20 protein-coding genes are annotated in these 21548 nt (G+C 61.6%); 16 read left to right on the top strand and 4 right to left on the bottom strand.

Features of this window, described 5'->3' with window-relative positions; all coding sequences use genetic code 11:
- Window positions 1-13: 13 nt before the first annotated feature.
- The 3 genes from QP045_RS03235 to QP045_RS03225 all read right to left on the bottom strand — a co-directional run bounded on the left by QP045_RS03235 (window position 14) and on the right by QP045_RS03225 (window position 7125).
- Entirely contained in the window at window positions 14-4786 is a 4773-nt protein-coding gene (locus QP045_RS03235) for a thrombospondin type-1 domain-containing protein (RefSeq protein WP_422513524.1), read from the bottom strand.
- A gap of 561 nt (window positions 4787-5347) precedes the next feature.
- Complete coding sequence (locus QP045_RS03230; RefSeq protein WP_422513513.1) at window positions 5348-5713, bottom strand: hypothetical protein; 366 nt, start codon at window positions 5711-5713, stop codon at window positions 5348-5350.
- A gap of 53 nt (window positions 5714-5766) precedes the next feature.
- On the bottom strand, window positions 5767-7125 hold the full coding sequence (locus tag QP045_RS03225; protein ID WP_422513512.1) for a hypothetical protein: 1359 nt from the start codon (window positions 7123-7125) through the stop codon (window positions 5767-5769).
- Between the two features lie 86 nt (window positions 7126-7211).
- Here QP045_RS03225 and QP045_RS03220 point away from each other — a divergent pair, with 86 nt between their 5' ends.
- The 10 genes from QP045_RS03220 to QP045_RS03175 all read left to right on the top strand — a co-directional run bounded on the left by QP045_RS03220 (window position 7212) and on the right by QP045_RS03175 (window position 15895).
- A complete protein-coding gene (locus tag QP045_RS03220; RefSeq protein WP_422513511.1) occupies window positions 7212-7613 on the top strand; it encodes a hypothetical protein in 402 nt (133 codons plus the stop codon).
- A 40-nt stretch (window positions 7614-7653) separates the two neighbouring features.
- A complete protein-coding gene (locus QP045_RS03215; RefSeq protein WP_422513510.1) occupies window positions 7654-9174 on the top strand; it encodes a hypothetical protein in 1521 nt (506 codons plus the stop codon).
- A 381-nt stretch (window positions 9175-9555) separates the two neighbouring features.
- Window positions 9556-11199, top strand: coding sequence for a DEAD/DEAH box helicase (locus tag QP045_RS03210; protein ID WP_422513509.1), 1644 nt, complete (start codon window positions 9556-9558; stop codon window positions 11197-11199).
- A gap of 384 nt (window positions 11200-11583) precedes the next feature.
- On the top strand, window positions 11584-12438 hold the full coding sequence (locus QP045_RS03205; RefSeq protein ID WP_422513508.1) for a hypothetical protein: 855 nt from the start codon (window positions 11584-11586) through the stop codon (window positions 12436-12438).
- A gap of 402 nt (window positions 12439-12840) precedes the next feature.
- Complete coding sequence (locus QP045_RS03200) at window positions 12841-13443, top strand: hypothetical protein (protein ID WP_422513507.1); 603 nt, start codon at window positions 12841-12843, stop codon at window positions 13441-13443.
- 416 nt (window positions 13444-13859) lie between these two features.
- Window positions 13860-14315: a hypothetical protein gene (locus tag QP045_RS03195; RefSeq protein ID WP_422513506.1), complete on the top strand. Its 456-nt coding sequence runs from the start codon at window positions 13860-13862 to the stop codon at window positions 14313-14315.
- Window positions 14316-14339: 24 nt separating this feature from the next.
- On the top strand, window positions 14340-14858 hold the full coding sequence (locus tag QP045_RS03190) for a hypothetical protein (protein WP_422513505.1): 519 nt from the start codon (window positions 14340-14342) through the stop codon (window positions 14856-14858).
- On the top strand, window positions 14858-15082 hold the full coding sequence (locus QP045_RS03185) for a hypothetical protein (protein WP_422513504.1): 225 nt from the start codon (window positions 14858-14860) through the stop codon (window positions 15080-15082). Before QP045_RS03190 ends, QP045_RS03185 begins: the two co-directional genes overlap by 1 nt.
- Before the next feature lie 24 nt (window positions 15083-15106).
- Window positions 15107-15256 carry a hypothetical protein gene (locus QP045_RS03180; RefSeq protein ID WP_422513503.1) on the top strand — a complete coding sequence of 50 codons (150 nt, stop codon included), beginning with the start codon at window positions 15107-15109 and terminating at the stop codon, window positions 15254-15256.
- Window positions 15257-15340: 84 nt separating this feature from the next.
- Window positions 15341-15895, top strand: a complete 555-nt coding sequence (locus tag QP045_RS03175) for a hypothetical protein (protein ID WP_422513502.1) — start codon at window positions 15341-15343, stop codon at window positions 15893-15895.
- 227 nt (window positions 15896-16122) lie between these two features.
- Here the strand turns inward: QP045_RS03175 and QP045_RS03170 are convergent, their stop codons facing one another.
- A complete protein-coding gene (locus QP045_RS03170) occupies window positions 16123-16371 on the bottom strand; it encodes an SWIB/MDM2 domain-containing protein (RefSeq protein ID WP_422513501.1) in 249 nt (82 codons plus the stop codon).
- 577 nt (window positions 16372-16948) lie between these two features.
- Here QP045_RS03170 and QP045_RS03165 point away from each other — a divergent pair.
- The 6 genes from QP045_RS03165 (at window position 16949) to ung (ending at window position 21451) form a co-directional block, all read left to right on the top strand.
- Window positions 16949-17437, top strand: a complete 489-nt coding sequence (locus QP045_RS03165) for a hypothetical protein (RefSeq protein ID WP_422513500.1) — start codon at window positions 16949-16951, stop codon at window positions 17435-17437.
- Window positions 17438-17550: 113 nt separating this feature from the next.
- Window positions 17551-18288, top strand: a complete 738-nt coding sequence (locus QP045_RS03160) for a hypothetical protein (RefSeq protein ID WP_422513499.1) — start codon at window positions 17551-17553, stop codon at window positions 18286-18288.
- Between the two features lie 335 nt (window positions 18289-18623).
- Window positions 18624-19241: a GcrA family cell cycle regulator gene (locus QP045_RS03155; RefSeq protein WP_422513498.1), complete on the top strand. Its 618-nt coding sequence runs from the start codon at window positions 18624-18626 to the stop codon at window positions 19239-19241.
- Window positions 19242-19875: 634 nt separating this feature from the next.
- Window positions 19876-20304: a hypothetical protein gene (locus QP045_RS03150; RefSeq protein ID WP_422513497.1), complete on the top strand. Its 429-nt coding sequence runs from the start codon at window positions 19876-19878 to the stop codon at window positions 20302-20304.
- 86 nt (window positions 20305-20390) lie between these two features.
- Window positions 20391-20759 (top strand): hypothetical protein, encoded by a 369-nt coding sequence (locus tag QP045_RS03145; protein WP_422513496.1) that lies wholly within the window; start codon window positions 20391-20393, stop codon window positions 20757-20759.
- The gene (gene ung / locus QP045_RS03140; RefSeq protein ID WP_422513523.1) at window positions 20759-21451 is read left to right on the top strand and encodes a uracil-DNA glycosylase; all 693 of its coding nucleotides are present in this window, start codon (window positions 20759-20761) and stop codon (window positions 21449-21451) included. Before QP045_RS03145 ends, ung begins: the two co-directional genes overlap by 1 nt.
- Window positions 21452-21548 lie beyond the last annotated feature (97 nt).

Below are 21548 nucleotides of genomic sequence, written 5' to 3'. Positions count from 1 at the left end.
ACGTCCGACGATCTCACTGGCACTGAAGCGAGCATTGGCCGTTGAGCGTCCCCCGGTTGATCGGGGTGAACCTGGCGCTGCCAGAAAGGCACTGGGCGGCGGCCTGAGTGCCAGTGCAGCTTGCCTCCGTCATATACCCGTAGCCGGCAATGTAGGTGCACCCGAAGTAGCTCGGGGGGCCATAGGCGCAGGTGTAATAGAGCGGCCTCGAGGTTACTTGCACGCCTGGAGCATAGCCCGTCGTGCAGGCCTCCGTTTTCGTCGCGGCCTGGTTCCGGTTCACGCACTCAGCGGCCGCGACCGGTGCACCATCGGACCGGATGCACGCGGTCATCGATTGCGTACGCTGGTTGTTGCTCTGACATGCACCCCACGCCCCGTAGGAAGCGGTGTAGCCGCACGCGAGCGTGTTCGAATAGCTCTGAGAACCTGCGGGCCGTCCCGCACCGCACGGTCCATCATCAACCCGGGTCCCATCCGAGCGCTTACACCAGACAGCACGCGTCTGCGTACCGCTCGTGCAGACATTCTGCTGGGCCGACCATCCATCCGCCTGCCAGCTATATCCGCAACCCGTCAGGTTCGACGTCGTCGTCGTTTGCGTGGTTTTGGTACCTCGGCTCGAACACTCGGCGACGGGAACCGCTGTCCCGTCCGAACGACGACATCCGGTGGCCGTCTGCGTAGCAGTGGCGCTGGTCGAGCAGGTGCTATTGTAGCTCCAAGCCGACCATCCAGAGACAGAATAGCTGCACCCGTCGTACACGGCCGAAGTCTGCCCTTCGCTGAGGCTGATGCCTCGATTGGTGCACTCGGCATTCGCGACGATCGCCCCGTCGGCCCGTCGGCACTGGTAGGTCCTCGAACGTGCAGCCGAAGCTGAGCAGGTGCTGCTCCAAGCGGACCAGTTGCCCGGGTTCACTGCGCTATAGGTGCAGGTCGAATAGTCCGCCAGCGACTGGGTGGCCCCCGGCTTCCCGGAGCCACAGTTGCTGTCGGCGACGGTGGTGCCGTCCGAACGCTGGCACCACACCGTACGGGATTGAACCGTAGTGCCGCAGGTCTGCGAGGTCGTCGTCCAGCCGCTGTACGCCCACTTGAAAGAGCATGCGCTGTAGTTGGTGGCGGCCTGCGTCACGGCAGGCTTACCGCTGCCGCACTGGCTGTCTGCTACCGAGGTCCCATCCGACCGCTCACACCACACCGAACGAGTCTGGGTCGACGCACCGCAAGCCGCCGCCGCGGCGCCCCAAGCACTCGACTTCCAGGAGAAGCTGCACCCGGAAACCTGATACGCGGACTGCGAACTTACCGGCTCGGTTCCGGCACAGGAGGTATCGGCGACCTTTGTGCCATCCGACCGCTTGCAAGAGACCGTTCGGGTCTGCGTGCCCTGACCGCACGACGTCGACCAAGCACCCCAGGCCGTAGCGTCCCAGGTGTACGTGCACTTGGAATAATCCGTCGCTGCCTGAGTTGCGGAAGGCCGTGATGCGGCTGGGCAGAGTGAATCTGCCACGCCCTGCCCATCCGATCGGACACACGCGACGGTTCGCGATTGCGACGTGGCTCCGCACGCGGCGACCGGCGCCCCGAACGTGCCAGCCTGCCATACGTAGCTGCAACCCGAGGTTTGATAGGCCGACTGGGTAAGAGCTGGCTTTGTGGAAGCCGTACAGAACGTGTCCGCTACGGTCCGACCATCCGAACTCCGGCAAGTCGCGGTCCGAGACTGGCTCGCCTGCCCACAAGTCGATGACCAGGCGCCCCACGCCGACGCAACCCACGCATAGGTGCACCTGGAATAATCCGTCGCCGCCTGGGTGGTCGATGGCTTGCTCGCTGCGGGGCAGAAGGTATCGCCAACAGTCTGCGCGTCAGATCGCAGGCAGGTGACGGCCCGGGTCTGCGTGGTGGCGCCGCACGCCGCGGCCGGCGCACCGAACGCGCCGGCCTGCCAAGCGTAAGTGCAACCGGACGTCTGATATGCAGACTGGCTCAGGGTAGGCTTGGCAGACGCCGAGCAGAACGACTCCGCGACCGTTCGACCATCTGAGCTGCGGCACGTGGCCGTCCGTGTCTGGGTCGCATTGCCACAGGTCGACGACCAGTTACCCCAGCCCGAAGCAACCCAAGCGTAGGTGCAGGTGGAATAGTCGGTTGTGGCCTGAGTGACAGGCGGCTTGCTTGCTGCAGGGCACAGCGCATCAGCCACGGTCTGCAGGTCCGAACGACGGCAGCTGACGCTTCGGGTCTGGGTGGAGGCACCACACGCAGCGGTCGGAGCACCGAACGCGCCCGCCTGCCACGCGTAAGAGCACCCCGAGGTCTGATATGCGGACTGGGTCAAAGCGGGCTTCGTCCCGGCCGAACAGAAGCTATCTGCCACAGTGCGCCCGTCCGAACTCCGGCACGTCGCGGTTCGGGACTGGCTGGCCTGGCCGCAGCTCGAGGACCACGCGCCCCAGCCGGACGCGACCCAATCATAGGTGCACCTGGAATAATCGGTTGCCGCCTGTGATGCCGGGGGCTTGCTGCCAGCTGCGCACAGGTTGTCTGCGACCGACTGGCCATCAGACCGCAGGCAGCTCACCGTCCGGGTCTGAGTGGTAGCGCCGCAAGCGGCCGCGGGCGCACCGAACGCGCCCGCTTGCCATGCATAGGAGCAACCTGACGTCTGATATGCCGACTGGCTAACAACAGGCTTGGCCGTGGCACCGCAGAAGCTGTCGGCGACCGATCGGCCGTCCGAACTCTGACAGGTGGCGGTACGAGTCTGGGTCGCCTGTCCACAAGAAGATGACCAGTTGCTCCAAGCCGTAGCTGTCCAGCCGTAGGTGCAGGTCGAATAGTCTGTGGCGCTTTGCTGCGTCGCGGGCTTCGTAGCGGCGCTGCACGATCCATCAGCAACGGTCTGACCGTCCGACCGAAGACAGGTGACAGGCCGGTTCTGTACAGTCGCTCCGCAGGCTGGAACCGGCGCTCCCCATGGTGCTGCCGCGTTCCAGCTAAAGGAGCACCCGCTCGTCTCGTAGGACGTCTTCGATCCGGCCGGCTTTTGCCCCGTACAGGAAGTATCAGCGACCGTACGGCCATCAGAAGAAGCGCAGGTCACGCTGCGCGTCGAGGTGGCGTCTCCGCACGACTTGGACGGAGCGCTCCACGCGCCCTCACGCCAGGCATAGGTGCACAGCGAATAGTCCGTGGCTGCCTGGGTCGCGGGTGGCTTGGTACCGCTCGGGCACAACGCGTCAGATGCCGTCTGGCCGTCGGAACGCAGACAGGAAATCGACCGGCTCTGCACAGTAGCGCCGCATGCGGGAACCGGCGCCCCCCATGAAGGAGACGGATTCCAGCTATAGGAGCAGCCGCTCGTCTCATACGTCGACTTCGATCCGGCGGGCTTCTGACCCGCACAGGAAGCGTCGGCAACCGTACGACCATCCGACGACACGCAGGTGACGCTACGCGTAGAGGTCGCGTCCCCGCACATGTTGGAAGGCGCACTCCAAGCCCCTTCCTTCCACGCATAGGTACAGGTCGAGTAATCGATCGCTGCTTGTTGCGAAGCCGGGCGCGAGCCCAGATTGCACAGTGTATCGGCAACGGTTTGACCGTCCGATCTGGTGCAGGTGACCGAACGGTTTTGAACCGTCGCGCCGCAAGCCGCAACCGGCGCACCCCACGGATCCGACGCATTCCACGTGTACGAACACCCACTCGTTTCATAGCTGGACTTCGAGGACGTCGGCTTCGCCGCCGTGCAGAATGCGTCAGCAACATTCCGCCCGTCGGACGAAACGCATGTCACCGAACGAGACGATATCGCATCCCCGCAGCTATTCGAAGGAGCTCCCCAGCTTCCTTCCTTCCAGCCGTACGTGCAGGTGGAATAGTCGTTCACTTTCTCCTGATCGGCAGGCCGATCGGCTGCGTTGCACGATCCGTCGGCAACAACGTCTCCGTTGGACCGGATGCACTGCACCGCACGAGACTTTACAGATACACCACACGCCGGGGCGACAGCACCCCATTCTTCTGCCTTCCACGAGTAGCTACAGCTTCCGTATTGATCGCTCTGCTCCGTCGTCCGAGGCATCGCAGACGACGCCTCGCAGAAGAGGTGGGCGACCTCATCCCCGTTCGAACGGACACAGGTTACCTCGCGTGACCGCGTAGCATCCGTCTCACAGGTCGACGACCAGGCGCCCCAAGGCTTCTCGACCCAGGTATAGCTGCACTGTCCGTAGCGGTCCTCGCTCTGGGAGCCCTGCGGCTTTGCCCCCGAGCTCGCACACTCAGCATCCGAAACCTTCTCACCGTTCGAGCGCTCGCACCACACGCTCCGCGTGGAGGTAGCACCAGTCTGGCACTCGTCAGACCACGTCGACCATTGACTGCTCTTCCAGTCGTACGAGCAGGTGCGGAGATCCCGAACCGACTGCGCGGTCGGAGGCGTCGGCGTCGGGCACTCAGAGTTGGAGACTACCTGCCCGTCACCGCGGACGCACGAAAGGCTACGCGTCTGGACAACATCTCCACAGCCGGCAACGTCCGACCACTCGCCGGCGGACCAAGTGAAGGAGCAGCCTTGCACATCGTAGCAGGCTTGGATGGTTTCGGGCTTTTCCGAGGTGCAGTTCACCTCCGGAGCCCCCCGCTTTCCATTGAGCGTGCACTGCACCTGCCGGGTCTGCTGTCCGGCCCCGCAGCTATTTGAACACTGGCTCCAGTCCTCCGGCAGCCAGGTGAAGGTGCGCGTCTTGGGGTCCAGCGAGCGACGCATCAGCACGACGCCCGAGGAGGTCTGAGCCTGCGCCACCTCGGCTACGCCGCAAAGCAGCAAAGATACGACGGCTATATATCCAAGACGCATCGAGCCAATCCCCACCCACGCAAACCAACCGGGGAACCTTATTCCTGGGGCGACTATTTGTCATCCTGAAAACCGCGATACTTTCGCGAATACTTTGGTCGTATTGCCTCTGTTGACGACGCCCGACTTCCATTTGGCAGTGCCCGGGTTTAAGGATGGAACCGAGACGAGTATCGTCACCGGCTGGAACGCTGTTGAGAAGGGATCGCATATGATCGGTTACCTGCGCATAATCAGAAACCTCTCCAAGCGGCGCAGGCAGGAGAGCCGACATCAGATGATCATTCAGATACTGGGATCTCAGGAATTAAGCGCGTGCGAGCTCGCGACGAAGTCCAGCGTGTCTTGGTGCCACCTCAAGCCGCTCCTCCCACGCATGGAAGCAGACGGGATATTGACGAGCCGTCCTCAAGATGGACGGCTCGTCGCCAAGGATCGTCTCTATCGCGTGAATACTCGCCCAGACGGCCGTTAGGCCTGCGCCTTAGTGTTGTGCACGATCTTGATCAGGCGGTTCGCGATCTGCCGACCGCGCGGCGTCAGAGCGTACTTGTTGGACCGCAGGTTCATCGGATCCTGCTCTGACTTCACAAGCCTATAGCCATCCGTCTTCCGGCGGTTTCGCTCACCCAGGTCGAGCACGTTGCGGCTGATTGTCGGCACTTTAGCCCCCATGATACTCGCCATCTCTGTGAGGTTCTTGCCCTCATTGAGGGCAACCGTGACGAACGTGTGCGCAAGGCTCAATGTTGCCACCGGCGAAACGGCCGCCCGGAACTCTTCGAGAATTGCGCCGACCTGTTTGAGGGCCTCACGCTCGCCATTCACCTCAGTCATCATAATTACCTTTCGCTCAATCGACGCCTGCATAACCACGCGCACCGGGAATCTCAGCGGCTGGCCCCAATCCCCGCAGCTGCCAACGCCGCGGCCATAGCGCCCTTCCGCGGACCGGAAAGCTCAGGGGTGGTTCGTTCGGCAGCTTTCGCGGGCTCCTTTCGCAGAGAGACTTCCTCGTCGGACCGCTGCGTGGGCTGCCACGCATAATGATGGTCGCCGTATCCCCGGAAGCGCCCAACTTCGGCGATGGCCCGCCCCATTCGGTCATACTCTCCACCTCGCTCGACCTCGAGCGTTGCAGCGACACGATCGAGCAGCATTCCCATGCTGTTGCCGCTCGAAGGCTCGGCAAACATGACTTTCTCAGAGAGGCTCGCCCGATCTGCGTCGGGATCACGCACAACATAATGCTGCCCCTCGGGGATCGCGTGAAAAACCGCGGAGCTCACACCCTCAAACATCGCCTGGTCATCGTCCCGACGGATAGGGTGGGGGTTCACTTCACCAGGCTGCAGGGTCTGCCCGTACAGCGTTCCCATTTCCGGGATGGTGTAGTTGGCCACAAACCGGTGATAGCCGCCCTGGCCGGTAATCGCGACTTCCGGCCGACGCTCGCGCATATCGCGGGCCTGCTCCACCAGTTCCGCCGCCAGGTCCTTATCGGACAGAGCATGCAGCCGCGAGGCGTAAACCTGCTGCGCCGAAATCTCGAGCAGAGACTCTGGAGAGAGCATCTTTCCGAACTTTCCACCGTCGCGCGGCGGCAACATATGCCCGGGCGACCAGTACGGCACGGGGTGATGCCCCATCTCCGATGTCTTCTCCAACATGCGACGTGCGACCGGATGTGTCCCGACGGCGTCCGGACCGACGACGCCAGAAACGGCGCGTGTTGTACCATCAGGCCCAGGATAGGGTTCGACACTGCCGTCGGGGCGCGTCGCCTGCTTGATACCTTCCTGGCGCAGCATGCGATCGAGCATGACCGCGGCCAGATTCCCCTTCTCGGGCGGGCTGAACAGCGCGCTGTCCCGGAACTGCCGGCTGCCATCTCGGACGGCATGAAGAATGGTTTGGGACATGTCATCAACCGTCTGCTCCGGGCCACCGCGTCCCCGCATCCGTTCACTGTGCTCAACGATTACGCGCTGCTCGTGATCGTCGATCGGCACGCCCAGCTTATGGGCCATGGCCGGCACAATGCGGTTGAGGAGCTCACCGACGGCCCCGTCACGTTCGGTAATCCCGGCACCCTGCCGAAGATCGCGCGCGTACTCGAGCGTCTTTGCCGCCAGAGCGCGATCGGGGAGGCCGGTTAGAAGAACGACGTCACGTTCACGATCTACGGTGATGCTGCCTTGACCACTACCGTTGTCGGGCCCCGAAGTCGGCAAATCGCGGTCAACCATCGTCTCACTCCATCGTCCAGATGAACGAAGTATCCGAGTTTCGTATGGCGAAATCAACATCCATCCTAAAATGCAGGAGATGAACAATGAACGCATCTCAGATCAGCCACCTCATCGACACCAAGACCTTCCGTGAGACGCTGCCGAACACTGAGGTCCGCTACCTGTATCGCGACGCGTGCAACTACAAGCAGTCCGCGCAGGCAGTATTGGAGGGGGCACTCCCCCTGGAGCAGGCAATCGCTGTCACCTCTGCACTCGACGATAACTGCTGGTTCGTTCCGTCGGGGGTCGGCCTTGAGGACCTCCAGGAACGATTTGGTACCGGGTGGGATAAGGATGCCGACCATCTCTTCCACGAACTGGTCGCCCTTTCCCTTACCGAGGCGGAAGCCACGGAGCAGGAGACGGCGCAGACCTTTCATGATCGGTTCCTCGCCGCCGACTGGGCGCAAGACGAGGCCAGTGTGATGACCAGGTACGCCTGACCGGGAAGCACGTGAGGATAAAACCCGTGGAGGGAAATGAATGAGCAAGATCATCTTCAGCAAGGTGGAAAAGGGTCTGCCCCACCCGATGTACGACCTGCATCACAGCCGGGAGTTCATTCGGTGCGACCTGGCGCGGCCTAAGGCGGAGTTGGAAGCAATCGCAGCGTTGATGACGACTGTCGTCTGGATCGAGGATCCTATGGTGCTCGATGCCACGCTCTACATCAGCAGTCGGTATAACGTCCCCTTCGAGTTCGAGGAGCGGGCCCTCCATCCGCTTCTCAAGATCGCCCGTGATGTCTTGGCTGAGGGCACCGCCGCACTCCCCGTTGAACTGACGAAGCCTTGGCAACGTCCCGAGCCGTGCAAGGATCTCTGGTGTCCGCGGCCATCGGCATATGTCAGCGCTCCGGAGGATCCGCAGAAGCTGGTCAAGTATGCCATGCCCGCGGGCTGCTACGAACCAGCCATGCTCGTCAGCGAGATTGAGGGCCGCTTTGTCGGCTTTTTCCTTACTTCGGACAGGCACAGTCGTCCGGAGAAGAAGCTCGCAGCTTCCCTTATCGCGTTGTCCACCCCAGAGGCACGAGTGGAGCCTACCCCTGAACATGTTCACGGAGACGTCTACGTCGGAAATCCAATAGATGGCATCGAAGGCATCGGCGCGGCGTGCCTGAAGGTTGCGATAGGCACTATCGCGGCGATGAAGGACAGGGTTCGTAGGCTCCTGTACGAGGGACATCCGAGCGCCTTCCTGGACGAGGATAACGACGCTCGCGACGTTCTACTAAGTCTTATGGCCGAGGGAGCCACTCTCGAGTGCACACCCGCCGAGGACCGTTCTGATGACTTCTTCGATCTCGAACCTTACGCACGGTACCGGTTCGCGGACGGAACCGAGGCGCCATACCATTTGGTCCAACGGCTCAGGCAGGCGGGGTTGGTTCATCCCGCGGACGGCGAGTGGGGCCGCTCCTCCACGTTCGTAGCAGCAGACTGCCTCCGGAAGTCGGCCTTGCAACCGCGCTCTGAAGCGGTGTCTTTCGACTTGTTCCAGAGCGGCTGCCGTTTTCGGAGGTATCCGGATGATGGTGAGCGCGAGTGCTCAGCGCCGAACCGCGGCGGATGCAACGCCGACTGCATGGCCGAGTACTGCCCCCTCCTTAAGCGGGTGTACGAAGCGGAATACGGTGACAGTTTTCGCCGTTTCGGCTCGTTAGTAGACGAGCCAGCCTTCGAATTTCATCATCTCGACCAGCGGCCCGACCCTCTGATGGCGGCCATTCATCCAAATACTCGTCGTTCGTTCGCCTGGCGAAATGCAGGAAGCGACAGGATGTTTGGCATCATCAATCAGGTGCTCGGGTCACACCTTACGTACGGTGTTCCGCTCCTGGTCGAGGCCCTACACGAGGCCGCGGTCGACCGTGCGGTTGCAGAGGGCTGGCTTGCTGTGGATGACCGCAACGCTCTCGGCGCCGTTGTCAGGGTCACGGACAAGCTCCTGGGTGAGGTGGATCGCCAACGCGAGGCGCGCGAAACAGTCACCGTCGCTTGAGCCTGAGACCATATCAACGAAGCTGAAGGAGAAAAAGGAGCCCAGCCAGCCGGGCCCGCGTCTCCTCTTTCTTCCCCTCTCCTCAGTGCAGCACCAACGACAGTCCGCCGGCGATGTGAAGGTCGGACGCTAACCACTCGACCGCCGTCGCGGCCAACCGGCTGATTCCAACGAAGCGCGCCCGCCCTTATCGCCGCTTCTCGGCGCAGCGAGCCTCTGGCTCCGCCCCGCATCGTCGATGATCTCTCGGCCCTTCGGCCTACGTTCTTCAAGCAGCTGCGCGGCGGGGAGATCCGCCGGTCCGGTGTGCAGGGAAGCAAAGGACGGCCGAGATCTGTCGAGCGCTTTGCGTGTCGAAAATCACAATTTTGGAGAAGAGCCATGCTGGCATTCGGAGGAATCCCGAGCGGCTATGAGCGGCGGGGCTACCAGCAGCGCTGCACGGTCCGAACTCGCGAACGGCTGAAGGTCGAAGGCTCTGCCCTGATCGTCATGCCGACGGGCAGCGGCAAAACCGCAGCGATGGGCTTCACCATCGCTGAAGAGATGATCGAGACGGTCCTGCCAAAGGTCCTGATCCTCCAGGGATCCGATTTCCTGATCCGACAGAACAAGAAGACGATCGGCGAGCTTACCGCTCACCTCGGTGCAGCGCTGTCGGTCGTCAAGGCGCGACGCAACGACTGGACCGGGGACATCGTTTTCGGCACCGCGCAGTCAGTCTCCAAGCCCTGGCGCCTGAAGCAGATGCCCTTCTTCACCCACTTGGTAGTCGACGAGGCTCACCATGCCGCCTCACCGACCTATCGCGCGATCATCGAACGCGCCCGCGAGATCAATCCAGACGTTCGTATCCTCTTCTACACGGCGACGCCGAACCGTTCGGATGGGCAGACCCTTGCCTTTGCAGCAGGGATCGCGTTCCAGATCACGTACTCGGAATTGATCGACCTTGGCATCCTAGTGCCGGTCCGTACCTTCACCATCGATACCGGCTTCAAGGCAGATCTGGAGAACATCCCGCTCGTAGGCGCCGAGTACGACATGACGTCACTTGGCAAGCTACTTGATAAGCAGGTCCACCACGATGCCGTTATCGACCACTGGGTCGAGAAGCGCTGCAATAATCGCCAGACGGTAGCCTTCTGCCCAACCATTCCGCATGCCGAAGCGCTTGCACAGGCATTCCGTGATCGCGGCTACGTGGCTGAATGCGTCCATTCCAAGAAGGAGGAGGAGAACGAGCGCATTCTCGGTGAGTACGCTGCCGGACGCATCCAGGTCGTCATCAACGTCATGATGCTTGCCGAAGGCTGGGACGATCAGCGGACCGCCTGCGTCATCAACCTGCGCATGATGGCTTCGGAACTCACCTTCCTCCAGGCAGTCGGGCGAGGAATGCGCAGCCTCGATCCGCTGCGGTATCCGGGCGAGTCCAAGACGAACTGCATACTCCTCGATTTCACAGGGGCAGCAGAGCGGCACCGTTCCATCGAGGTACGTGTCCTCGAAGAGCAGGAAGCGGCGATGAGGGTCGAAGCCCACCCTCGCCCGGCCAACGACAACAGCAACATCTTCCCGTGTCGCCCCAAGGAGGTGGTTCGACACTTCGGGATGCGCGAGATCGAGATCATGCGCCAGGCCAAGCCGAGATTCGTCCGCGTTGCGTCGGTTTGCGACGCTATGGTCGCACGTAACCAGAACGCATGGGCCGGCGCATTCTGCCACGGTGGAGAATGGTACGCGTTGTCGCGCGTCGGCAAGGACACCATCACCGTTCTTGGTTGCGCAACGTCCAACGAAGCTATGACCTGGTGCGATCGCTTCCTGATGGCCGAAGCATCGGGCTCCTGCCGTGGTCTCGAGATGCGGCCGCCGACAGCGGACCAGAAGAAGGCGCTGATGCGCTACCTTGTCGATGCCAAACGCTTCAAGAACGCATACGAAGCGGCCTGCGTCCTCGACGTCACCGAAGCCCGCACTGCCATCAAACATACGCTGGGCAAGGTTCGCGCCGCAGCGTGACGCGGTGGCCGGAGGAGATCACGCCATGAACCTCGGTCGCGCTGGCAGTCGCATCGTTTCAAAGAACTCGAGCCAAGGGTCGAAGAGCAAATCTCGGCCGGGCCGCTCGCGCTAGTCGGTGACGGGGAGGACTGCTGTTCGTCCACAACACCTTGACCGGCGCGGGGCTTCGATCACAGGTTAAGGTCAGCACATCTCGGGCTGCACCATATGGCACGACGGGTCAGTCCAACGGAGATCCGCCTGTTATCGCAACTTCACGCGTTCCTGACCGACGGCGAATTGCTCGGGCAGTGCGGGCACAGCTTCTACGCTTCTGCCTGGAAGCTGGCGCGGCCCGACAGCTTTGAACTTGCGGGATGAGGAACGATCAAAGGAAAGAATATGACCGTGATTCCCGAGTGGTTGGCCGATCACCTACGGGCAGCCGAGACGCCACGCACGGCCGCTCGTGACCTGCTGTTTCACGGGACGATCGAACCCTTCGATGGACCGCTCCGAGCGACCTGCTGGGAAAGGCTGCTCTGGTTTGCCGAGGAGCCGGAGATCGCACAATCTTACTGCGCGCAAAGCGGCTCCGAGGTCTTGACCGGCTTCGCAAGCTATTCGCTGGACGACTTCTTTATCCCGCACAGTAGCTTCCACGAGACAATCTTCTCGGCGATGGGCTTCAACGTCGCGCACATGGAGGCCGAGCGAAACCGTTACGGCCGGATGGACTCATACAGAGTCCTTGATAATCATCCCAGCAACCGGGATGCGAAGAACTTCCTCGAGAGACTGGGCTATACCTTCGACGGCGAAACTGCCTGGATCAAAGTGCGCCTGCGGGAAGGCGGGCAGGATGAAATCATGCCCGCGTCCTGGAAGACGAAGGGCCGGCTATTCATCGCTCAACGCCCCAAGGATCTTCGGCTCTATGACCTCCAGAGCACGGAGGACGGCGGACTGACAGGCCGGCAGTGGATGCGCACCGACCTTTTTGAGGAGCTCGCGACCTCCGGTGACTGGGACGGCATCATCATTGACGACATAAATCAGTCCAAGAAGCTCGGCCATTTCGGACACCGGTCGATCGGCCTGTTCCAGCCGGTACTTCAGCGCCTGCCGACGCACGTCGTTGAATGCGTCAACGCAGATCCGTTCGATACCTGGCGCGGACCCGAGGGCTCAACCACGCCGGAATTCGATGCGATCCATGACACCGCGGCCGCCGCTCGCCACAAGGCCGCTGCCTGATTATCCCAGGCATGCCAAACCGGGGTACCAGCACCTCAGATGGCCTCCCTATGTCGGATCAAAAAACGTCAAAACTTAAGGAGAGAAACACGGCTTCACGCGTTGAGGCAGGCTAACCAGGGACGGAACATGAAGCAGTTCATCGCCTTCGTAATGCTCGGAACAGCAGCCTTGGGCTCAGGCATGGTGCTCGCAGCTCATGTCGCAATACCTGAGGTTCAAGCTTCAGCGCTTGAGGCAGCGACTCCCCCGCCCGCTGCGCGATAGTTCCTGAAGGCTCCGAGGCATCGTTTCTAGGCAGCGTCGCCGGCTACCTCCCCAACCCTCTATCCAAGAATGCCTCCTGCCGTGCCAGAACCCGTGGCACAACCATGCATCGTCCATCACCGGCAGGAGAAGCAGATGAAAAGAGTGCCGCTGCCCGACGACCTGGTCGCCGAGGCCCGTGCGATGCATGAAACAGACGCGCGGGGATACCATTCATGGTCCCACCCCCTGGACATGCTCGAAGCCTCGCAACCCATTCGAGCGCTACTTCACGACCGGCTGGCCATCATGGCAGCGATCATACTGCACGACATCGTCTATGATCCTCGCCGCGCAGACAATGAAGAGAGGAGTGCTCTTTTCGCTGAGCGACGTCTCGCTGATGTCGTTCCAGAGATCACCGTCCAGCGCACGGCCCGGATGATTAGGGCAACTGCGAAGCACAAGCCTCACGAGGGTCTTTCGGACGAGGATCTTTCTGATACCAGCCACTTCCTCGATCTTGATCTCGCCGTCCTCGGCGCCGACCAGATGAAGTTCGAGCGGTACGAAGCAGGCGTACGGCACGAGTACCGTCACGTTGAATGGAGCGCCTACGCAAGAGGCCGGGCGGCCATTCTCGAAGCCTTCCTAGAACGACCCCACATCTACTTTACCGACTGGGGCCGCTCCACCTTTGAGGCACGCGCCCGACGCAATCTGATGCAGTCTATCGGGCGCCTACGCCAATCCGTGTGATCGCCATGATCCCGTTGGATCGTCCTTCCGACGGGCTATCTCACGCAATAGGAGACCGGCCCCCAACAGGGAACTGAATATGTTGGAAGTAACAAATGCAGAGTTTCACCCGCCCTTCGACATGGCCCCGCACTACCGGCTAGAAGCGGGCTCAGTTAAAATTAAGGACCTATCTCTCCTCGCCGCAATGTCGAGTACCGAGAAAGAGAACTGGTTCCCAATCAGGGCGCCGTCGACCGACGCCCGCTACACATGGTTCGGAAACAGCAGAGATGCTCTGACGGCACGGGTCGAGGACCGGTCTGGTCTTTCCTGGTCGGGACATATATACGATAGCCTAACAGCTAAACAGCTCACTACGCTATCCTGCCCGATCGCGTTCTTGCTGCCGGAGCCAACCAAGCAGGATTAGCTACATGAGCATAGGTATCGCCATGCTGGCGGCCGCAGCCGCCAGCCACATCCCGGCCTGCCCCCCGGTTTCCGACCTGTCGAAGACAGCCCCTGTAGCGCTCCGTATTCGCCGCTCAATCCCACCCTTGCTCACACTGTGGAAGGTGAAGCTGGGAGAGAAGGAGGTCCTGGCCTCGACGTCCTACTTCATCGTCGATGATGTTCCGACTGCCTTCCACGTGCTCCGATCTGCCGGCGTTCCGGGGACCACCCGGCTCTACGCCGCTTGCAACGCGCCCTGGGGCGAGGTCATGTGCGCTCGCGACACTTTCCACTCATCGGGTGAAGCCCCAGTCGTCTTCGTTCGTCGTCACCGGGACAGGACGGTCCTCGTGGTCCGATACGAAGAGAACCGTGGACGCCGTTACGAGGTCCTGCGCCTTGACCAACTCACGGGCCTCAAGAAGGTCTGCGGTTGAGCCAACCAATGAAAGAACCGAGAGATGCAGCACGACCGCGAGATCGAGCGTCAGTTCCGTCTTCTTCGGCCCGCAGCCATCATCATCGCTGAAGCAATCTCCAAGGGCACCCTGCTGACGTCCTATGACATCTACCAGGCCTACCTGCCGGACACCGGCGACTGGACAGTTCGAGTACGTAGGACTGTATCCGATGGCCAGACTGCGCCGGTGCATGAGCAGACCTTCAAACGCACGGTCGCGGGCATCGAACGCATCGAATTACAGACGAAGCTTGATCCTGCGAGCTACGCCCTCATTGCCCAGCACTGCGGAGCGACGTTGCACAAGCGACGTTCTGAGATCCTGTTCGAAGGTCGGGTATGGGAGGTAGATGTCTTCCTGAACCCGTCTCTGCAGGGTCTCGAGTTGGTGGAAGTCGAAATTCCTTCGGCGCACACGCTTGTGCTCCAGCCGGACTGGGTTGGTGAGGAAACCAGTCACCAGCCGCAATACCGCAATGCGCACCTCGCGAAGAGAATCGCGAACGAGGAATCTCCCTGATGATCAGCAACCAGACACGCCGATTCTACGCTGAGCACGGCTTAACCGCCTACCTTGAAGTCAAAGGTGAAAGTCAGGATGGCAATGCCTCAATCATCGACCTCATCACGGACCTTCTCCACCTGGCGACGCACGATGGTCACGACCCGGACGCGATCGTCCGTATGGCCTTGATGCACCGTGAGGGCGATCTCGATTCAGAAGATCCTGCACCGGGAACTTAACTTCGGACCCAAAGCAAGCTGGCCATGGCGACATTCTCTGAAGCAATCATTGACGGATACCACAGCCCGCTCGTGGACCTCTATGGCGGCTGGCTCCAGCGCTACGGTGAGGATGGCTGGACGAGATACGCCAAGAAGCAACAAGCGGCCGTGGCCATTCACGGAGCCAGCTGAGCCTGCGCCACGTCCAAGTGACCGACGGATGCGCTTAGACGAGCAAGTTTGCGCGGAAAATGATGGTAGGAATTCCTGGCGACCGTGTTAGTCATCCTGAAATCAGGGAGTTCGGAATTCTACAGCATGGACCGCGACACGAATGGGATCACTGAGGCCCTTGGAACAAGAGAAATAGATGCCCGCCAACGTGTCTCCGCTCTCGTCGAGTTCCACACAGGCGAGGGGCGTGATGCAGCCGGCCGTCGGCATGAAGACGTCCTGAAGCTCGACGACGACCATCTTGAGTGGACCTACGACTGGACGCAATGGACTTTTCCCGACCGGGACGGGGCCGGTCCACGCGCCCTGGTACCGACGCTCAACGATGACGAGGTCTCGCTCCTCAGGAACTCTAGCCTCGCAAGTGAGCGCATGGCCCGTGCGCTTTTCCGGATGACGTCCTTCCTCGAGGGCGGCACGCGGTGGCTTCGTGAGAAGGACTGCAGCCACGCGCGCATCGCTCGCGCCATCCGAAGCAGCAGGCTCATCCTGGGCGACCAAGCCGCGATCGACTTTCGACGCGGAGTCTTCGAGATGATGATCCGGCGATCACACCGCGTCGGACTTGAGGCCCTAACCTCTTGGCGACAGGCGTGAGAGAAATACAGGTGAAGAGATGAGCGAAGAGATATGGTCCTGCGCCGTCGCACTCCGGACCCGTGTTCCGATGGCTGCCCATCCTGACAGTGCTTTCATCGGCGACGGATTTCACGCGCCGACATCCCTAGCTCGACACTCACATGCACAATGCCAAGACTGGGCTTCGAACAGGGATGGCCGCCGGCACACAAGCCGGCGGCCTTCCGGGTCAGGTGTCGGCAGCGTCAGCTAAGATGCTTTGCCAGGTGCTTGTTCATGTCGAACATGGTGACTTTGTCTTCGCCGTGAAAAATCGGGCGCAGCTTGTCATCCGAGAGGATCTCGCGCTTGTTCGCGGGGTTCTGAAGATCCTTGCTCTTAATGTACTCCCACATCTTCGACACGACGTCGCCGCGGGAGATAGGCTCGGACCCCACAACTGCGGCAAGTTCGGCCGAGGGGGTCAGGGGCTTCTTTAGAGCATCACCAGCCATTGTCTTGTTTCCCTTAAAAGATCCAGCCGTCCATCGGCAGGAACAATGCAAGAACTGTTTTAGTACCCGACGTCTCTCCCATCAAGCCTTATCCCCCATTTCACCAGAACCGGCGGGGCAGCGGCATCACGGGACGCCAAGGGTGCGCCAAGGAGACCCCTGTGATATCGCTTCGACACCACAACCGCACCGGCTGCAATCCGCCGTCTGCCTTGGTCAACTCGCTCCCAAGCATCGAAGAACGTGCGGCGATCGCTTCCCAATGGGCTGCCTCCACGCATAGGGCGCGAGGGGTAAGGCGGGTCCCTGATCGACCCAGGCCACCGTCCGCAACCCGAGCGCAGCTGGAGCGTGCGGTGTCGGCCGTAGTCGACCCCGTTCTCAAGGTCGTGGGTGACGGAGGTGTCGATGCAGCAGACTTGCGCGCGTTCGCGGAGCGGTTGCTACGGCGACGCTGACCTGATTTGGCGTCGGTGGGAACCGCCAGTCACCGAACCCACGCGAGGGCAACTACACGCCTACTCGGGCGCCAAGTGGCCACACCCCTTCGTCCCCACCGAAGCAATGGAAACCCAGAATGACGAGCTTACCCGACCGCATTGATGGAGGCCTGCTTGACTGCGCTCAGCGCATCAGCGACTTCATCGATGGAGCGCTAGCATTCAATCATTGGGCTGTAGCGCGCGCTCTGCTAAGATGTGGCCTCGCCTGCTTCATTGCATCACCTCTAGTGGCGCTTCGCATAGAAGGCGCAGGGGCCTTACCTGTCGCACTCGATCTGTTCCTCTGCTGCTTCTGGTTTTTCATCTACACTGGGCTGATGACGAACTTGAGGGAGCAACAAGCGAGCCCCTCCCTGGGGCGTGCCTTGCGAGTGATCGAGAGCAGAATCCGGCGGCTTGATCTACTCGTCACGGCGGCGGTCTCCGTCGTCCTATCCATTGGCCTTGAATTATCCGGCTTCATTTTCATTCTGGGCGTCTTCGCCATGCACCTACATTACTATTTCAAGGCGGCGGACCTCCCTCCTCCTTCCACCTCTACTAAGCCTGCTTTTCGGCCCTGAACGAGGACGATCGCCGAATCCAACGAAGTAGAGACAGACCAGCGCCTCCGCGCGGTCCTGTGCCGGAGCAGCATTCTGCGTCGTCAGCGAATGCACGAACAAGGAGAAATCGAATGGGCCGACGCCTTGCAGCGGTTGCACAGGGGGTCCTCGTGGCAGCGGGCGTTATTAGCATTCTGAGCCGACGCCAGGGGACCTTCACCCCCGAGCCGCGGGACGACGTCCTTCGTCATGGATCGCACACTGAGGCAGCCGCCGCCAAGCTTGCCGTCCAAACGGACGATCAATGCGATGATCATGCTCCACACCCCTCCGCGCCCCTTCCCTCGCCCTTCTACGAAGGCGAGGGCAGCCCGGCCGCGGAACCGCTCTCCGAAGTTCTTCCCCGTCTGGTAGACCCCTACCTGGTTGACCCGGGTAAGAAGCTGCAGTTGCGCCTTGCGCTACGCGACGTTGCAGGGGCCCTCGAGAGGGGAGATCTCCACGAGGGCACCGTGGTGGTCGACCTCGCCTGGTCTCCCGGCGCCGGCGTTCTAATCGATCTGGCGATCGCGGTGTTGGCGACCTCCAGCTACGTCCGCATCAATGTCTGCGACCTCAACGGGAACCTCGTGGCGCCGGAACTCGATGTTCACCTCCGCGGCAATGACGTTCGAGTGCTTCCGGACCAGACCTCTCGGGTGGTCGATCTCGAAGAACGGCGGTCCGAAGCCGTGGTCACGAAGCACAAGCTCAAAGCGATCGCCGAAGGGCGGCCCGTCCATCCTGGCGACGCATCAGCAGTACTAGAACGCTGCCGCATCATCAGGTCTCCGTTCGACATCGAGCAGGACATGCACCTTCCCAGGTGAACATCCACCGGTTCGTCTGGACCGTATCACGCAGAACATTTCATAGGGGAAAAGCCGTGTACACGCAGGAAATCGCGGTGCTCCCACTGTCCTCCAGCGGCGTTCTGCTGATCCGTTGCCGAGCAGCGTCAGGAGAGTGGACCATCAGGATCCCGCGGGCGAAGGCTTGCAAAGAGGTTCCGGACGCACGGACGTTGCTACACCGAGACCTCAACCTCGACATGCAAGCGGCCCCCCTCGACGAGCGGCCCGAAAACTCCACGCTAGCTCTCTATAGGGCGATGATCCCCGCCCGGGCGCGACCACACAGTCGAGCCGGCGAACAGATTATCAGGATGGACTTCGAATCCTTCGAAACCGAGATCGCAGCGGGACGTATTTCCGACCTTCCGACCATTGCTGCCTGGATGCGCCACCGACTGCTTGAGGGCGAGAGGACCAGGCGCCGACGTGCAACGACCAGGGTCGCGTGGACGTCTGAGCAATTGGCGAATGTCGAGCGAATGTGGCGAGACGGCCGGACCGGCGGCCAGATAGCCAAGGAACTGGGCGTCACGCGCAACGCCGTCATGGGGCGGATCCATCGGATGGGCCTGCTCGGGCAAGGGGGCATCCCGAAGGAAGTCGCCCGAGACAATGAAATGCGGCGCGAGCTCCAGTCCGAATTCGAGGCTGCCTACGGACGGGCACCCGTATGTGGCCGCCGAGGTGATGCCGCAATGCTCGTCTGCCTGGCGGCCGTACGCGCCGGACGCTCTCCCAACGTGGTGGCACGCTGGTCCGGTGTTCCGGTGCACGAGGTTATGGAGATACTCTCCAACTACCATGACAAAGGTATCTGGCTGTCCGATGACCCACCTCCCAATCGTTGGTCCGGAGACGGCCGGCTCTTGTCCATGATGCTCGATGCAGAGGTCGCACATGGGATCTTCAGGATGCAGCGGCTGAGCTGACCAAATGACGCTATCCCGGCGAGATCGGGTCGGCATGAAGTTCGCCCTGCCAGAGTTCTGACCGAGCTCTACGACCACCTTCAGCGCCTTGTCGCGCCACCATTCTGCGGACTCTGACAACATGATCAACGATGACCGCCTGTTCGCCGCGTTCGGCCGCAGGGGCTGAAGGATGCGGAGTCACACAGCGCCGCTACTCATCTCAGGACCTGGCCAACCTCACGCTCTCGACAACATCCCCATCCGCGCACGTCCAACGCTCGGGGACATACCCTGTGACCATTGCCGCGGGCGGGGCGCATGGAATGAGCTGCTCCACCTCGACAGCTTTCGTTGCCGCCTGGCTGTCTGCCAGGAGTGTGACGGGCGTGGCTGGACAGCTGCGGACGGGAACCGCCTGGTCTCGGAGATCATCTTCAAGGATGGCGTGCCAGCCTGGGTACAGCGGCTTTCGCGGCCTGACCCTACCGCGCCCGACGCGACCAACGACGCAATGCTGCACCAGGAAAACACGGCCGCAGCACACGGCTGAGAGAAAATCGGTCTCGCAAGGTCGGAGGACCACCGACAACAAGAAAGGCAACGAGGGATGGAAGGAAAATCGCTACCCCCTTCGGACGGAAACGGCCGCCGAATGCGGACGATCGAGTTCGACGAGGCCGACGCCCCCATGCTGATGGCCGCAATGCGGCTCGCAGCGAACACTGCGCTGATGTACGGCGAAGACCAACGTAATGCCATGCATCGCCTGCGCTTCTACAGGGACCTGTTCCAGCAGTTTGCTCCCGCTGAGGCGAGCCTGTTCAGTGACGAGGAAACCTGGACCGAGATTGCGATCGCCATGGAGGGTGCGGAGGCTTTCGAGGTTTCCTGGAAGCCGGGCTCTTGGCCCTGCTACGACAGGGGCCGGGCTACCGTGACGATCAACGATCGGCACTGGGAAACCGGCTACTCCACGGCCGTGACGCGAGAAGCCGCGCTCGGTCTAGCCAAAGCCCTGGCGACCATGGCACCTGTCACCTGTGAACTGCGAACCAACATCACCCTCGAAGGGCCGGCTTGACCTCAAAGCTTGCCGGCCGGAGGTTCGCACCCGGACCCTGCATCCCTCGTCGCCTCGACGCGGCACAGACACCGAAAGACATGATCATGACCGACAAGGCCCGCCCTCTGAACGCAACCGAGAAGAAGACTGCCGCCGAAGCCTATAACCTCATCTGCGTCGCCGTAGACGGTGGAACTCGTCTCCCGCGCCTGCTCGAGCAGGCATTCAAGGAGTGCAAGGCTGACTTCAAGAGCGCCGACATCGGCCGCTGGCACGTGATCGAAGCTTTTGTACGAGGCCATCGCGGAGACATCTCGCTCGCCGAGCTCCATCGAGAGTATGATGGCTACATGCACGCCGCCATCGTCGGTGCGGGTTTCCGCGGGGAGAAGCCGGAATATGACGTGAGACGGATCTATGAACTGGCAGACGTAATCGCCGACCAGCGCAAGGCCTGGCGCGCCCGAGCGTGATCGAGCCTGCCGTCCATCTGTCGGACTCATGGCGCCTTCGGCTGCAGCCTGAGTTCGCCAGCCCGTACATGTCGGACCTCCTGGAGTTCCTGGAGGAACGAAAGGCTAGGGGAGTCGAAATCTTCCCCCAGCCCAGCCACGTCTTCCACGCGCTCAACGTCGTTGCGCTGGACGATGTAAAGGTCGTGATCATCGGCCAGGACCCCTATCATGGTCCTGGCCAAGCCCACGGCTTGAGCTTTAGCGTCCAGCCGGGCGTTCGAACGCCTCCGAGCCTCATCAACATATACAAGGAACTCGAGAGCGACCTCGGCATCCCGCCGGCACCGACGGGGCATTTGGAAGCGTGGGCCAGCCAAGGGGTTCTGCTGCTCAACAGCGTTCTCACCGTCGAGCGAGGCAAGGCCGCCTCTCACAGCAAGAAAGGCTGGGAACGCTTCACCGACGCGGTGGTGCGGCTCGTTGCGGAAAAGGAGGAGCCGAGCGTCTTCATCCTGTGGGGGAACTACGCCCAGGAGAAGGCGTCCCGCGTGGATGAGCGCAAACACCTCGTAATCCGGACGAGCCATCCTTCCCCGCTCTGGCGTTCAGCCCACAAGGGGTTTTTCGGATCAAGGCCCTTCAGCCTGACGAACAAGTTCCTGCAGGAACATGGACGTAAGGGCATTGATTGGCGGCTCCAGCACCTGTAGGAGCTATCCAACAACTGGCCGAGCACAGCGATCCCGCTAGCGATTCGGCGGCTACGTGGCACATGCCACCCATATAGCTCGAACGAAACGCTGACGG

It is taken from the genome of Sphingomonas sp. 3-13AW, assembly GCF_049311085.1.
GTDB lineage: Bacteria > Pseudomonadota > Alphaproteobacteria > Sphingomonadales > Sphingomonadaceae > Sphingomonas.
Note: the sequence above shows the minus strand (reverse complement) of the source record. Positions and strands in the feature narration are given on the sequence as shown.

Excerpts from the sequence above, each read along its gene's own strand:
- QP045_RS03235 (WP_422513524.1), bottom strand. The coding sequence starts at position 4,786 with ATGCGTCGCTCGCTGGACCCCAAGACGCGCACCTTCACCTGGCTGCCG.
- QP045_RS03230 (WP_422513513.1), bottom strand. The coding sequence starts at position 5,713 with ATGACTGAGGTGAATGGCGAGCGTGAGGCCCTCAAACAGGTCGGCGCA.
- QP045_RS03225 (WP_422513512.1), bottom strand. The coding sequence starts at position 7,125 with ATGGTTGACCGCGATTTGCCGACTTCGGGGCCCGACAACGGTAGTGGT.
- QP045_RS03220 (WP_422513511.1), top strand. The coding sequence starts at position 7,212 with ATGAACGCATCTCAGATCAGCCACCTCATCGACACCAAGACCTTCCGT.
- QP045_RS03215 (WP_422513510.1), top strand. The coding sequence starts at position 7,654 with ATGAGCAAGATCATCTTCAGCAAGGTGGAAAAGGGTCTGCCCCACCCG.
- QP045_RS03210 (WP_422513509.1), top strand. The coding sequence starts at position 9,556 with ATGCTGGCATTCGGAGGAATCCCGAGCGGCTATGAGCGGCGGGGCTAC.
- QP045_RS03205 (WP_422513508.1), top strand. The coding sequence starts at position 11,584 with ATGACCGTGATTCCCGAGTGGTTGGCCGATCACCTACGGGCAGCCGAG.
- QP045_RS03200 (WP_422513507.1), top strand. The coding sequence starts at position 12,841 with ATGAAAAGAGTGCCGCTGCCCGACGACCTGGTCGCCGAGGCCCGTGCG.
- QP045_RS03195 (WP_422513506.1), top strand. The coding sequence starts at position 13,860 with ATGAGCATAGGTATCGCCATGCTGGCGGCCGCAGCCGCCAGCCACATC.
- QP045_RS03190 (WP_422513505.1), top strand. The coding sequence starts at position 14,340 with ATGCAGCACGACCGCGAGATCGAGCGTCAGTTCCGTCTTCTTCGGCCC.
- QP045_RS03185 (WP_422513504.1), top strand. The coding sequence starts at position 14,858 with ATGATCAGCAACCAGACACGCCGATTCTACGCTGAGCACGGCTTAACC.
- QP045_RS03180 (WP_422513503.1), top strand. The coding sequence starts at position 15,107 with ATGGCGACATTCTCTGAAGCAATCATTGACGGATACCACAGCCCGCTC.
- QP045_RS03170 (WP_422513501.1), bottom strand. The coding sequence starts at position 16,371 with ATGGCTGGTGATGCTCTAAAGAAGCCCCTGACCCCCTCGGCCGAACTT.
- QP045_RS03165 (WP_422513500.1), top strand. The coding sequence starts at position 16,949 with ATGACGAGCTTACCCGACCGCATTGATGGAGGCCTGCTTGACTGCGCT.
- QP045_RS03160 (WP_422513499.1), top strand. The coding sequence starts at position 17,551 with ATGGGCCGACGCCTTGCAGCGGTTGCACAGGGGGTCCTCGTGGCAGCG.
- QP045_RS03155 (WP_422513498.1), top strand. The coding sequence starts at position 18,624 with ATGGACTTCGAATCCTTCGAAACCGAGATCGCAGCGGGACGTATTTCC.
- QP045_RS03150 (WP_422513497.1), top strand. The coding sequence starts at position 19,876 with ATGCGGACGATCGAGTTCGACGAGGCCGACGCCCCCATGCTGATGGCC.
- QP045_RS03145 (WP_422513496.1), top strand. The coding sequence starts at position 20,391 with ATGACCGACAAGGCCCGCCCTCTGAACGCAACCGAGAAGAAGACTGCC.